The organism is Pseudarthrobacter sp. lyk4-40-TYG-27 (genome assembly GCF_030209295.1).
GTDB lineage: Bacteria > Actinomycetota > Actinomycetes > Actinomycetales > Micrococcaceae > Arthrobacter.
The window spans coordinates 1-13,872 of the sequence record NZ_JARVSH010000008.1 but is presented as its reverse complement, the minus strand read 5'-3'; the positions used below and the strand labels follow the sequence as shown (position 1 = coordinate 13,872).

The window sequence follows — 13,872 nt, the reverse complement described above, 5'->3', positions numbered from 1 at the left end:
GAGAGGTCCTTAGATGTTGAAGGCCGGTTCCAGCACCTTGGAGAAGAAGCTCCGGGTGCGCGGTTCCTGGGGGTTGCTGAAAATTTCCTTGGGGGTGCCCTGTTCCACGATCTGGCCCTGGTCCATGAACACCACGGTGTCCGCCACGTCGCGGGCGAAGCCCATCTCATGGGTGACGATGATCAGCGTGGTGCCGGACGTTGCGAGTTCGCGGATGACGTCCAGCACTTCGTTGACCAGCTCGGGGTCCAGTGCGGAGGTGGGCTCGTCGAACAGCAGGATCTTGGGATCCAGGGCCAGGGCCCGGGCAATGGCGACGCGCTGCTGCTGGCCACCGGAGAGCTGCCGGGGATAGGCGCCGGCCCGGTCCTTGAGCCCCACCCGGTCCAGGAGTTCCAGGCCGCGGCGGCGGGCGTCCTCCTTGGACCGCCCCTGGGCCACGACCGGGGCTTCCGCCACGTTCTCCAAGGCAGTGAGGTGCGGGAACAGGTTGAAGTTCTGGAACACCATGCCGATGTCGGTGCGCTGTTTCAGGATCTCCTTTTCGCGCAGCTCGTGCAGCCGGTCGCCGCGGAGTTTGTAGCCCACCAGCTGTCCGTCGATGGTGATGTGGCCGCCGTCCACCTTTTCCAGGTGGTTGATGGTGCGCAGCAGGGTGGATTTGCCGGAGCCGGAGGGGCCCACGATCACGGCCACCCCGCCCGGTTCCACGGTGAGGCTGACGCCTTTGAGGACTTCCGTGGGGCCGAAGGATTTGCGCACGCCGGTGATTTCCACCAAGCCGCGGGTGGCTGTGGGGGCGGTGAGGGTGTCAGTCATCAGGAGTTCCTCCGGTTGGGCACTGCCGCGTGGGTGGCGAAGAATTTGCGGGCCTTCTGCAGGGGCGTCAGCGGCAGGTTCCGCACCGCGCCCTTGGAGTAGTGGCGTTCGATGTAGTACTGGAAGACGCTCAGCACGGAGGTGATCACGATGTACCAGAGCGTGGCCACCAGCAGCAGCGGCAGGACCTGCTGGGTGCGGTTGTAGATGACCTGGACTGTGTAGAACAGCTCCGAGTAGGCCAGGACGTAGACGATCGAGGTGCCCTTGACCAGGCCGATGATCTCGTTGAAGGCGGTGGGCAGGATGGCGCGCATGGCCTGCGGCAGCACGATCCGGGTGGAGCGGCGCCAGGCGGGGATGCCCAGTGCGGCCGCCGCCTCCAGCTGGCCCTGGTCCACGGACAGGATGCCGCCGCGGATGATCTCCGCGGAGTAGGCGGCCTGGTTCAGGGTCAGGCCCAGGACGGCTGCGGCGAACTGGCTGATCAGCGTGGTGGTCTGCACTTCGAAGAACCGGACATCGGTGAACGGGATCCCCAGGCTGATCTTTTCGTACAGGTAGCCCAGGTTGTACCAGAGGAGCATCTGGACCAGCAGCGGCGTGGACCGGAAGATCCAGGAGAACGTCCAGGACACCGAGACCAGCAGGGGCGAGGCCGAGAGCCGCATCAGCGCCAGGATGAAGCCCAGCACGAACCCGAGGACACCTGAGATCGCCGTGAGCTTCAGTGTTTCCACCAGGCCGTTGACCACGGACTGGGCGGTGAACCACTGGGCCACAACCCCCCATTCCCAGCGCGGGTTGGTGGCCAGCGACCATGCCACGGCCAAGACACCGAGCGCGACGACGGCAGTTCCCACCCAGCGCCACGGATGCTTGGCGGCCACCACCCGGTAGGACGAGTAGTCCTTTGCCACCCGGGGCGCCACCTCCGTGGCGGAGCCGCCGGCGCCGGACGTGCCTGTTCCTGCCGGCGGCGCTTCCGCCGCCGGTACCGGCTGCGACTGTTGGGACTGCGCCACCCCTGTTGCTGAACTCATGCGCCACCTCGCTTCTCGTGCTGGGTTTTCCTTGTGGGCCGCTGCCCGTCGATACGGGGCGTGGCGGCCGGTGCTGGCTGCAAATCTAGGACCGGCCGGAACGGGCCAGCAAGGCGGCAGGTTGCAATACTTCACGGGACTTCGCACGGCGTCATGCGTCGGTTTTTTGCGTCCCTTAACGCGCTGTGACGCGGCGTTAACGGCCGTGACCAGGCGCTCGACCGGCGTCGTCACGGCTGCCTAGCATGGGCAATCAACCCAGCCCCGGCCGTCAGGAGTACCTATGCCAGCCAGCATCCCGGCCATCGTCTTCATTGGCGGCGGACCGCGCACGGCGGGCGTGCTCGAACGGATCGCGGCCAACCGGCCGGACGTCTTCGCCGGCCCGCTGCAGCTCCATGTGGTGGAACCGCACATCCCGGGTTCCGGCCGCATCTGGCGGTACGACCAGGATCCGGGCCTCCTGCTTAACTCCATGGCCGCGGACATCACCATGTTCACCGACGATTCCGTGGACTGCGCCGGACCCGCGGCCCCCGGTCCTGGCCTGGCCGAATGGGCAGCGGGCGTGCTGGATGCCTCCATCATCGACGTCCCGGACTTCCCGCAGCCCCTGTGGGACCAGCTCCGGGCCCTCACCGGCACCACGTTTCCCACCCGCCGGCTGCAGAGCCAGTACCTCGAGTGGTTCTTCCGCCGCGCCGCCAAATCGCTGGGCCGCAGCGTCACCGTGCACCGCACCACGGCCGTTGGCATCACGCCCCGGCCCGGCGGCGGGCACGACGTCGAGCTGGGCAACGGCCGCACCCTGCACGCGGATATCGTGGTGACGGCGCTGGGCCACACGGATTCCCGCCCGGACGCCGTGTCCGCGGGGTTCTCGGACTTCGCCGACCGGCACGGCGGCTACCACGCGGCACCCGGCTACACCACCGACGTCGACTACTCCCCCATCAGCCCGGGGCAGGACGTGATCGTCTCCGGGATGGGCCTGGCCTTCGTGGACCTGCTGGTCCTGCTCATGGAGGGCCGCGGCGGCAGGTTCCAGGAAACGTCCGACGGCGGGCTGCGCTACCTTCCGTCCGGGCGCGAACCACGGCTGTGGGCCGGCTCCCGCCGGGGCGTGCCCTACCACTCCAAGATTTCGGGAGCCCTGCGCGGACAGGCGCCGGGGCCGCTGCAGTTCTTCACGGCCGCTGCTGTGGATGCCCTGCTGGAGCAGCACGGAGAACTGGACTTCCGCCGGGACCTGTGGCCCCTCATCGCCAAGGAAACCGGCTACTGCTATTACCGCGAGCTCCTGACGGGCAGCCCCGAACGTGCCGCCATGGGGTGGAGCGAGTTCGCCGCCCGGTACGCGGAGCTGGACTGGTACAGCGGCGGGCGCGAAGCGCTGGTTGCCGCCGCGGTCCCGGACCCAGAACTGCATCTGGACCTGGAGCGGCTGGACCGGCCCTTCGACGGCCGGGCCTTCACGGGCCACCAGGACGTGCAGGACGCCGTGGCCGGCTACATCGAACACGACCTTGCCTTGCGTGACAGCCCGGACCATCCGGAGACGCTCGCGCTGTTCCTGGCCCTGCTGCACGTATATATGGAAGTGGGCCGGGTGGTTCCGCCGGAGCGGTTGAACGCGCGCTCCCAGCAGGTGGTCCACGGCTGGTGGCACGGCTTCTTCAGCTTCGTCGATTCCGGACCCCCGCCGCACCGGTTGCGCCAGATGCTCGCACTGCACCGGGCCGGCCTGCTGCAGTTCCTTGGCCCGGGACTGGACGTGACCGCCGACGAAACCACGGGGACCTTCGTCGCCACATCGCGGCAGTCCGGGGTCACGGTGTCAGCGACGGCACTGATCGAGGCACGGCTCCCGGCCACGTCCGTGGCCCGCTCGCTCAACCCGGTGCTCGCCTCGCTGCACCGAACCGGGTTGGGCAGCGAACAGCAGCTGCTGACCTCGGACGGCATCCACTCCACCGGAAAACTGCTGGTCTCGGCCCGGCACCAGCTGGTGGATTCCGACGGCGCAGCCCAGCCCACCCTCTTCGCCGTGGGTCCGGGAACCTCCGGGTGGGGCGCCGGCGCCTTCGCCCGCCCGCACACCAACGCCGCACCGTTCCGCGAAAATGACGCCTTGGCCCGGACCGTCCTCGCAGCTGCCCGGGACCTGGCCGGCGCGTCCGCCCCGGCCCCCGAAGAACCGGTAGTTTCAGAACCAGCAACTCCCCAGCCAGCCGCCGTCGGAAAGACCTGATCCGTGACAAGGAATGACCAGTGACCGCAGAACCCGGCCTCCGTCCCAGACCTCTGGACCCCAACGCCCTGACGGTCCTCAGCCTGCCCATGCACGATCCCCGTGTCCGCCCGCTCCTGGACGAGCTCGCCGTCGAATATGACACCCGCTACGGGGACCTGTTTGGCCGCGGCGCCGCGGCCGAGGAACTGAACCGCTACCCGGCGGCCGAATTCGAAGGCCCCCATGGCGCCCTCTTGGTGATCCAGGAAAATGGCGAGTCGATCGCCGGCGGCGCGTTCCGCCGGTATGACCCCGCCACGGCGGAACTGAAACGGATCTGGACCCACTCGGCCCACCGCCGTCGCGGGCTGGCCCGCGTGGTGCTCGCCGAACTCGAGGCCCTGGCGGCCGCCCGAGGCTACACCAGGCTGTACCTCACCACCGGGCCACGGCAGCCGGAGGCCAAGCACCTCTACCTGAACACCGGTTACCAGGCGCAGTTCGACCTTGCGGCGGACCCGGAAACCATCGGGCCCCTGGCGTTCACCAAGGAGCTGCCCGCAGGGCCGCTGAACTGACCGGGCGGGTACCGTCCCATCCGGGGCAGCCCGCCGCTAAGCTAACGCCATGGCCACGAAAACCACAGCAGAGAAGCTTGCCACCATCCAGCAGGGCTACACGCTGGAAGGTGCCACCATCGAGCTGGGGGCCGCCATCATCGACGGCGAACTCCACAAGGACGCGCCGGTTCGGTTGCCGCTGGCCATGATGAACAGGCACGGACTGGTGGCCGGCGCCACCGGTACGGGCAAGACCGTCACGCTGCACATGATGGCCGAACAGCTGTCCACCGCCGGCGTCCCCGTCTTCCTGGCCGACATCAAGGGCGACCTCTCCGGGTTGGCGACAGCCGCCGTCGGGAGCGACAAACTGACCGCCCGCACCCAAAGCATCGGCCAGCCCTGGGCGGGGAAGGCGTCTCCGGTGGAATTCCTGGCGCTCGGCGGGGACGGCAACGGTGTCCCGGTCCGCGCCACGGTCACCTCCTTCGGTCCGGTCCTGCTCGCCCGGATCATGGAGCTGAACGACACCCAGGAATCCAGCCTGCAGCTGGTCTTCTATTTCGCGGACAAGAACGGCCTGGAGCTCGTCGACCTGAAGGACCTGCGTGCCGTCATCCAGTTCCTCACCTCGGACGAGGGCAAGGACAAGCTGGAGGAACTTGGTGGCCTGTCCAAGGCCACTGCAGGGGTGATCCTGCGCGAACTCGTGAACCTGGAGGCGCAGGGGCTGGAGAAGTTCTTCGGTGAGCCGGAATTCAATACCGCCGAGCTCCTCCGCACTGCTCCGGACGGCCGCGGTGTGGTCACCTGCCTGGAACTGCCCACCCTGCAGACCAAGCCCATGCTGTTCTCCACCTTCCTCATGTGGCTGCTGGCGGACCTGTTCGAGGACCTGCCCGAGGCCGGCGACCTGGACAAACCCAAGCTCGTGTTCTTCCTCGACGAGGCACACCTGCTCTTCAACGGCGCCTCCAAAGCTTTCCTGGACGCCATCACCACCACGGTCCGGCTGATCCGGTCCAAAGGCGTGGGGATCTTCTTCGTCACCCAGACCCCCAAGGACGTGCCCGCCGACGTCCTGGGCCAGCTGGCCAACCGGGTCCAGCATGCCCTGCGCGCCTTCACCCCCGAGGACGCCAAGGCGCTCAAGGCCACGGTGTCCACCTTCCCGGTCAGCGACTACGACCTTGAGGAAATCCTGACCTCGGCCGGAATCGGCGAGGCCGTTATCACCGTCATGAATGAGAAGGGGGCGCCCACGCCCGTTGCCCTCACCCGGCTCCGCGCGCCGGAATCCGTGATGGGTCCTGCCGAGGACGCGCTGGTGCGGAGCACGGTGGCCGGCTCGGCGCTGCTGGGCAAATACGGGACGGCCGTGGACAACCCGTCCGCCTACGAAAAGCTCACCGGCAAAGGGGCGGCACCCACCGGCCCGGCCGCGCCGGAACCGTCCGCCGCGATGCCCGGGGGCCAGTCCGCGCCGGCGGCCTACGACGTTGACGCCGAGGCCCGCCGGATCGAGGAGGAGATCCTCGGCCGGCCCAGCAGCCGGCCCGCGCCAACCCCGGCCCCAGCAACCCGCGCTCCCCGGCCGCCCGCCGAGCCCCAGCCTCAACCCGAGCCCGGCGGCATGATGGGGGACCTGGGCGGTGTGCTCGGCGGCGCCCTGGGTGGCGGCCTGAAGAGCATGGCGCGCTCCATGGGCACCCAGTTGGGACGCGAACTGCTCCGCGGCGTGTTCGGCACCTCTTCCACCCGGCGCCGCCGCCGCTGACTCCCCCGGCTCCGCTGAGTCCGGTGCTCTGCTGCCGCCTGGCCGCCGGTACGTGCTGCGCGCCGACGTCAGGCCCCACCCGCTGACCCTGCCGGCCACCCGCCGTCGGGCCTTATCGGTGTCCCGCCCGCCGGATTAGGGGGGACACCAACTTTAGAGTGCGTCCGCACTGCCGTTACTGTAAGAAACGTGCAGATGAGTCAAGCGTTGGTGAGGATCGCGGCCGGATGGCTGCTGGGCCTCATGCTTGCCATCGCCGGAGCCGTCGTGGCCATCAATATCGTCAACAACACCGTGGCCAGTCCGCAGCAGCCGGTCAGGGAGTACCTGGACGCACTCAGGAGCGGTGACGGCGGACGGGCGCTGGGCATCCTGCGCGCCACTGTCCCGCCCGGCAACGCCGCGATGCTTGACGGCAGCGGGCTGCAGACGGCCGCGTCCCGGCTGTCCAACGTCGACGTCGGCGATCCCGAGGAACGCCCCGGCAACCAGGTGATGGTGCCCCTGGAGTACACGATCGACGGCAGCCGGCTCCGCACCGAGTTCCTGCTGCAGAAGACCGGCACCGAGTGGCTGTTCTTCAACACCTGGGCCTTTGTCCCGTCCCGGCTGCCAACCGTGGACATGACCGTGGTTAACGGCAACGAGGCCACCGTCAACGGCGTTCCGGTGAACATGCCGGGCGGCCGCAACTCCTTTGCCGTCTTCTATCCCGGCGAGTACGAGGCATCCCTGAACGGGCAGTACTTCTCGGCGCCCGCCACCCGCGCCACCGTCACCTCCAAGGACTCCCCGGTGGCTCCGCTGAACCTGTTGACCCAGGCCACGGACAAGCTGAAGAACGATGTTGCGGCCAAGGTCCGTGAATTCCTTGACGGCTGCGCGGCAGAGGCGGTCAAGGAACAGAAGCTCCAGCCGGATTGCCCCTTCTACTACGCCAGCAACAACAGGGTCCAGGACGGCAGCATCAAGTGGACCGTGACCGAGTACCCGGGCGTATCGGTGGAACCGTTCGACGGCCGCTGGGTGGTGGCACCGCTGGACGGCAAGGCCAAGGTGGAGGCGCTCCAGCAGAATGCCTTTACCGGGGCCTGGTATCCCTTGGACGCGGAGGTGGACTTCAGCTTCACCACCCGTCTGGACGTAGCCGGTGACACCGTCAAGGTCACCCCGATGCTGAGTTTCTAGCACTCCCCTACCCGCCGCGTCACGCCAGGCACGCTTTCAACAGTGGCACATGACGCAGCCCCTGGGTTTGCGGGGCTGCGTCGGCCCAGGGAACGCAATAACCTGCTCCGCGTGACGCCACCGGCAAGTTAGCGCCGCCCCCGCAGCACAGTCAGCACCTGCTCCACCATCGCCTGCGGACCGTACACCACGTCGGCATAGTAGTAGCGGAGGGCTGTATATCCCTGGAGGACCGACTCATTGTTTCGGCGATGATCCTTTTGAACCTGTTTCCACTCCGCGTGCTGCCTCCCGTCCAGTTCAACGACCAGCCATCCGTCCAGCAGCAGGTCCACATACCCCACCCGCTCGAGGTACACCTGTGGTTGCACCTGGATTCCCGCCTGCCGGAAGTAGGTGCGTGCCAGCGTCTCGAGGAGGGAATCCGCCCCGCGATCCACCCAGTCCAGGACCGCTCTGGCCTTTCCGTTGCGTTTTCCCGGCAAACGCTGGCGCAGGAAATCAACGGTCATGTCGCCGCGGGTTACGGCGCACTCCACCATGACCAGCGATCCCGCGAAAGACAGGCATCGAAGCGCGTGGATCAGCACATCAGCCAGGGCGGCCACAGGCTGCACCCGGGACGGTGGCAGCAGGAGCCCCGAATGATGGATTGCATCGCCGTTGACCGCCTCCTGCCGGCGGTGGTAAACGTGGCGTTTTCCGTCCGAGGGCAGCGACCACAGGCTATATGCAGTCGCAGCACTGGAACAGGTCAACAACTCCCGGTTTCGCAGCACGGCAACCAAGTCCGGAGGCGCCGTCGGAAGCGCATACAGACCCCGGTCCGGTTGCAGGACCCCCGCCCGTACTGCCCTCCGAAGGGCGGCGTCATCCACTCCCAGTCTGGCCAGGGCGGGCCTTCGCGCGGCTCCGCCGCAGACTTCCAAGGCTCTGAGGGCATCCACCCGGCCATGGTGCCCGGCTTCTGAGGGCCGCCCATACCCCGGCGCCGCCCTATGTGGACAGCGGAGGATCCGGCCAGCGTCACGCAGAGCACGCTTTCAGGGCCAGCGGTCTGTGAAAAGCCCGGAATTCCGGGACGGCCACCATGCCGGGAACGCGAAAGGCTGCCTCCCGTGACGCGGAGTCACAAGGAAGCAGCCTTTCAGCAAACCAGAGGCCGTATCAGTCCATTCCGCGGAGGTCCAGGACCAGCTCGGTGTCGCCGTCGGCCTGCAGGACCACCGGGATACCCCAGTCCTGCTGGTAGAGGTGGCAGGCTGCGTGGTCGGGGATCTCGCCGTCCTCGGTCTCGGGTCCGTCGCAGGCCGCGGCACGGGCGGTAATGTGCAGCACGCCTTCCGGGACGTCGGGCGACAACTCAAGGGTGCGCAGCAGCCCCACGGACGTCCCGCCGCCGGAGACCAACAGCTCGGGCGGGGTGGAGGAGATCTTCAGCTGGGTGGGGTCTCCCCACCTGTCATCGAGCTTCTGCCCGGTGGGAGCCGTGAAGCGGACCGTCAGTTCCAGCGGGCCCGAGGCCACGGGGCTCTTGGGCCGCTGGGTCTGGGATGCGCCTTCATCCACCTGCTGCGCTTCCTTGGGAATGGGAACGTACACCAGCTGGTGCTTGTTGGCCTCCACCACCACCAGCAGCGGCTCCGAGCCGGCGGACTGCGTGTGGTCCACGATCACGTCGGAGGGCTCAGCGAGGCCACGTGCCAGCGTGGACACCGTGCCGGACGCGGGGTCGTACCGGCGCACGGCCCCGTTGTAGGTATCCGCAATGGCCACGGAACCGTCGGGCAGGACGGTCACGCCCAGCGGGTGCTGCAGCCGGGCCTCGGCGGCGGGACCGTCGCGGAAACCGAAGTCGAACAGGCCCTTGCCGACGGCGGATTCAACCGTCACCGAACCCTCCTCGCCAACGACCAGCTTGCGGATCGCGGACGTTTCGGAGTCCGCAACCCAGATGTTGCCGTCGGCGTCCTCGGCCAGGCCGGAGGACTGGGCGAACCAGGCTTCGTGGGCCGGACCATCCAGCAGTCCTTCCAGCCCATTGCCCGCCACGATGGACACGGCACCGGTCAGGGGATCGAAGCTGAAGATCTGGTGGGTTCCGGCCATCGCCACCACCACCGCGTTCAGTTTGCGCGACCAGACAACGTCCCACGGTGAGCTCAGCGAGACCTCAAGGGGGTGTCCGCCCAAGCGTCCGGTGAAGCCGGCTGCCTCTTCGTCCACCCGCGCGGGTCCGGTCTCCAGCAGGCGCTGGATGCCGTTCCCGGCCAGCGTGGAGGCTTTGCCTGAGCTGAGGGACAGCCCGCGGAGGCGGTGGTTCACTGAGTCCGCAATGACGACGTCGTACCCGGCCTTGGCTGCCACGTCTTCCGGGAGGAGCACCAGGCCCTGCGGCTCGTTGAACCGGGCGGTGGCATCATCACCGGCGGCCGGACCGTCGGCGTGGCCCTTGGTGCCGGAGCCGAAGGTGGCCAGGACAGTCGTGAAGTCCGTACCGAGCTCCACCAGGCGGTGATGCCCGGTGTCGGTGACCAGCCAGGAACCTTTGGCGGCGGCATCCGGGGAGCTGCCGGCGTCGGACGTTCCCGCCACGGCCGTGGAGCCGCGGCCCGGCGGCAGGAACAACGCCTTGCCCGGGAAGCGCAGCGTGCCGGAGGTCGCCTCGGGCGCCACGTACGGGCCGGAACCCCGGTGGAGGGTGCCCTTGGCCTCGTGTTCGGCGATGAGTTCGGGGATCAGCACCGCCAGCCCGTCCGCGTGGCCCTCACCGGACAGGTGCGCCACGATGTAGCCCTCGGGGTCGATGACCACCAGGGTGGGCCAGGCGCGGGCAGTGTAGGCCTTCCAGGTGTCCAGCTCGGGATCGTCCAGGACGGGGTGGTGGATCTCGTACCGCTCCACGGCGGCGGCCAGCGCCACCGGATCCGCTTCATGCTCGAACTTGGGCGAGTGGACCCCCACGGTGACCAGGACATCCGAGTACTGCTCTTCCAGCGGCCGCAGCTCATCCAGGACGTGCAGGCAGTTGATGCAGCAGAAGGTCCAGAAGTCCAACAGCACGATCTTGCCGCGCAGGGCTTCGAGGTCCAGGCTCTTGCCGCCGGTGTTCAACCAGTTGCGGCCCACCAGTTCGGAGGCCCTGACCCGGGCGTGCGTGCGTACGGTTTCGCTCATCAGCGTCCTTCCAGCTTGTTGCGGTCAGCCAGCTTGGCGTCGCGTTCAGCCAATTTGGCAAACATATCGTTGTAAGCGGCCAGATCGGCGTCGTTATTCCTGTCCGCCGCCCGGTCCACGCGTTTTGTCTCCCGCTGGTCCGACCTTGACCACATAATGGCGACGCCGATCGCCACCAGGAGCGTGGGCACCTCGCCGATGCCCCAGGCCACAGCCCCGCCTGCTTGCTGGTCACCGAGGGCGGAGGGCCCCCAGGCGCGCCCGAGGTTGCCGAAGTAGTCGGCCGCCAGCAGACCGGTGCCACCCATGATGGAGACGCCGAAGAAGGCATGGAACCCCATGGTTGCCAGGAGCAGGAGGAGGCGCATGGGGTAGGGCGCCCTGCGCGGCAGCGGGTCGGTACCGATCATGGTCAGTACGAAAATGTAGCCGGTGAGCAGGAAGTGCAGGTTCATCAATTCGTGGCCCACATGCTCGCGCATTGCATACCCGAACAGGTCCGAGTAGTAGAACAGCACGATCGAGCCGGCAAAGTTGGCGGCCGCGAACAACGGATGCGTCACCAGCTGGGAAAACTTCGAATGCACGAAAACCATCAGCCACTCGCGCGCACCCCGGGAGCCGTCACTGCGGGCGGGCAGTGCCCGCAAGGCAAGTGTCACCGGCGCTCCGAGCACCAGGAAGATCGGCGCCACCATGGTCAGTGCCATATGGTCCACCATGTGCGCGGAGAAGAGGACTCGGCCGTAGACCGACGGCGGCCCGGACGTTATGTACGTCAGGACAACCAGGCCGATGACCCAGTTCACGGAACGGAACCACTGCCAGCTGTCGCCCCGGCGGCGGACCTTTGCCACGCCCAGGAAATAGGACACCAGGCCGAAGAGGGCAACGGCGACCCAGAGCCAGTCCAGGCGCCACTCAGTGAGCCAGCGTTCCGGCGTGAGTTCCGGGGGGAGTTCATAGCCGCTGAGGATGAAGGCCGGCGAAGCATCCGGCGCCAGCGTGGTGGGCTGCGGCGGGGCGGACCGGCCCAGCGCCACCGCGATGCCGGAGGTGGCACCCATAACCAGCAGCTCGGCCAGGATCAGCTGCCACAGCACCCGCCGGGAGGACATGGCGGCGCCCTTGCGGCCAAGCTGCGGAATGACCCACTGGCGGTGCATGAAGCCAATGCCGCCCAGCACCACGGCCCCGGCCGTCTTGGCAAGGATCAGCTGGCCGTACGCCGATCCGAAGAGGTCTGCCCAGCTGGTGACGCGGATGCTGGCGTTGATGATGCCGGAGGCGAAAACCAGCACGAAGGCGAAGCCTGCCAGTGTGGAGAAGCGGCGGAGGGTCGGTTCGGTGATATCAGCTGCCGTGCCGGCCTTGGGTCCGGTGAGGATGCCGGACAGCATGGCCAGGATAATGATGCCGCCCACCCAAGTGCTCACGCCCACCAAGTGCAGGCCCAGAGAGTTGATGGCCCCTTCGTGGTCTGAGGAACTTGACGAGTGCCCGATCAGGGCTGCCGGGACCAGGCCGACGAGGGCCAGGATGAGGGTGAGGAACAGGCCGCCGGTGGACCTTACGCCAAAGAGCGCGGTTGTCACTACGGCGGCGATGATGGTGACGGCGAGCCACGCCCGGCCCGTTTCGATATCCGTCATGAAGTACACCAGGGCTTGGGTGAACGCGGGGTCCCCGGAGAGCCCCTGGCCCGCAACATCGGCGTAGGTGAGGACCAGGACAGCAATGGCGGATAGCGTCCACACTGCGCCCGCTGCGGCTGCCACGGCCAGGACACGGGTGAAGGCCGGGTGCTCGGGGCCTGCATCCCGGGATGTTTCCCGGTCGCGGCTGCGGGCGTTGAGGTTCTTGGGGAGGATGCCGACGGCGAAAATCAGGCCGCCGACGACGGTGGCCAGGGACACGTTGTGGATGGCCTTGCTGATGGGAAGGCCCCACCGGACCAGGGCGCCGGGATCCGCGACGCTGCGGGCTGCTGCCGCGCCGGAGAAGAGCAGTGCTGCCGTGAGGCCCAGGATGAGGGCTGCCAGTCCCGCCAGCTGCCAGGGCAACGGGATTCCCCTGATCCCGGCGTCCCGGACCGGGGCTCCCTTGCCAGGTTCGGACTGGGGCGCGGTGGAACGGGGTTTTGCGGCAGAAGACACCATTCCATTGTCCGCTACGCCTGCCCGGGCGGCGAATCCGGCTTAAAGCCAAGGAGCGGCAACCCATGGGGTTGCCGCTCCGTTACAGCCGGCTGCGCGCCGGACAGGGAGAATGCTCTACTTCTTGGAGACAGCAGCCTTCAGCTTGGAGCCGGCGGTCAGCTTGACGCTGTGGCCTGCTGCGATCTGGATGGTTTCGCCGGTCTGCGGGTTGCGGCCGGTGCGAGCGGCACGGTCGGTGCGCTCTACGGCGAGCCAGCCCGGGATGGTGATCTTCTCGCCGGCGGCGACAGAAGTCTCGAAAACCTCGAACAGAGCGTCGAGGACGGAGTTGACGGCAGCCTGGCTGGTGCCGGCCTTGCCAGCTACCTCTGCAACAAGTTCACTACGGTTCTTAGCCATTTATGTCCTCCTGGACGATTCTTGATTCTGAAGCCTGCACGCGGCATGCGCGCAAGCCACTGTTCGAAAACTTACCAGCTTGGGACGTTCCGATCCGCAAATTCCGCGTGTTTCCGCGACTTTTTGAGGTTAATCACCGAATTCGGAGGCTATATCCACCCCTTCACGGGGGTGGGTGGTGGTGTTTTTAAATGTGGGAGGCCCCAACCGTGTTGGTTGGGGCCTCGACCAATGTGTGTGTCCGGCGGTGTCCTACTCTCCCACACCCTCCCGGGTGCAGTACCATCGGCGCTGTGGGTCTTAGCTTCCGGGTTCGGAATGGGACCGGGCGTTTCCCCCACGCTATGACCGCCGTAACCTTGTTACCCGTCCCAACCCTGGGGTTGGTGGGAAGACTGTGGTTACAACATGTGTGGTGTTGTTATTCAGTTGTTGGTTCCGTGCCGTATCAAACCCCGGGTGTGGGGGTTGTTGGTTGGGAACCACATAGTGGACGCAAGCAGAATTTTGTATGTAT

General features: G+C 67.3%; 10 protein-coding genes and 1 rRNA gene. 4 read left to right on the top strand and 7 right to left on the bottom strand.

Annotation, left to right across the window (positions count from 1 at the left end; all coding sequences use genetic code 11):
• Positions 1-9: 9 nt before the first annotated feature.
• On the bottom strand, positions 10-819 hold the full coding sequence (locus tag QRM96_RS15685; protein ID WP_018763852.1) for an amino acid ABC transporter ATP-binding protein: 810 nt from the start codon (positions 817-819) through the stop codon (positions 10-12).
• Entirely contained in the window at positions 819-1,862 is a 1,044-nt protein-coding gene (locus QRM96_RS15680; protein WP_018763851.1) for an amino acid ABC transporter permease, read from the bottom strand. Before QRM96_RS15680 ends, QRM96_RS15685 begins: the two co-directional genes overlap by 1 nt.
• 283 nt (positions 1,863-2,145) lie before the next feature.
• On the opposite strand from QRM96_RS15680, the gene QRM96_RS15675 reads away from it, so the two are divergent.
• From QRM96_RS15675 to QRM96_RS15660, 4 genes are all read left to right on the top strand, one after another.
• The gene (locus QRM96_RS15675; RefSeq protein ID WP_285320198.1) at positions 2,146-4,113 is read left to right on the top strand and encodes an FAD/NAD(P)-binding protein; all 1,968 of its coding nucleotides are present in this window, start codon (positions 2,146-2,148) and stop codon (positions 4,111-4,113) included.
• Positions 4,114-4,133: 20 nt separating this feature from the next.
• The gene (locus QRM96_RS15670) at positions 4,134-4,673 is read left to right on the top strand and encodes a GNAT family N-acetyltransferase (RefSeq protein WP_285320197.1); all 540 of its coding nucleotides are present in this window, start codon (positions 4,134-4,136) and stop codon (positions 4,671-4,673) included.
• A 49-nt stretch (positions 4,674-4,722) separates the two neighbouring features.
• Positions 4,723-6,432 carry a helicase HerA-like domain-containing protein gene (locus QRM96_RS15665; protein ID WP_285320196.1) on the top strand — a complete coding sequence of 570 codons (1,710 nt, stop codon included), beginning with the start codon at positions 4,723-4,725 and terminating at the stop codon, positions 6,430-6,432.
• Between the two features lie 195 nt (positions 6,433-6,627).
• Positions 6,628-7,620, top strand: coding sequence for a hypothetical protein (locus QRM96_RS15660; RefSeq protein WP_196803377.1), 993 nt, complete (start codon positions 6,628-6,630; stop codon positions 7,618-7,620).
• A gap of 128 nt (positions 7,621-7,748) precedes the next feature.
• Here QRM96_RS15660 and QRM96_RS15655 read toward each other — a convergent pair whose 3' ends face one another.
• From QRM96_RS15655 to rrf, 5 genes are all read right to left on the bottom strand, one after another.
• Positions 7,749-8,399: an endonuclease domain-containing protein gene (locus QRM96_RS15655; RefSeq protein ID WP_285320298.1), complete on the bottom strand. Its 651-nt coding sequence runs from the start codon at positions 8,397-8,399 to the stop codon at positions 7,749-7,751.
• Between the two features lie 388 nt (positions 8,400-8,787).
• Entirely contained in the window at positions 8,788-10,797 is a 2,010-nt protein-coding gene (locus tag QRM96_RS15650; protein ID WP_285320195.1) for an NHL domain-containing thioredoxin family protein, read from the bottom strand.
• Positions 10,797-12,956: a bifunctional copper resistance protein CopD/cytochrome c oxidase assembly protein gene (locus QRM96_RS15645; RefSeq protein ID WP_109045424.1), complete on the bottom strand. Its 2,160-nt coding sequence runs from the start codon at positions 12,954-12,956 to the stop codon at positions 10,797-10,799. Before QRM96_RS15645 ends, QRM96_RS15650 begins: the two co-directional genes overlap by 1 nt.
• A 114-nt stretch (positions 12,957-13,070) precedes the next feature.
• Positions 13,071-13,355, bottom strand: coding sequence for an HU family DNA-binding protein (locus QRM96_RS15640; protein ID WP_011693739.1), 285 nt, complete (start codon positions 13,353-13,355; stop codon positions 13,071-13,073).
• Positions 13,356-13,594: 239 nt separating this feature from the next.
• Positions 13,595-13,711: ribosomal RNA gene (rrf, locus tag QRM96_RS15635) — 5S ribosomal RNA — on the bottom strand.
• Positions 13,712-13,872 lie beyond the last annotated feature (161 nt).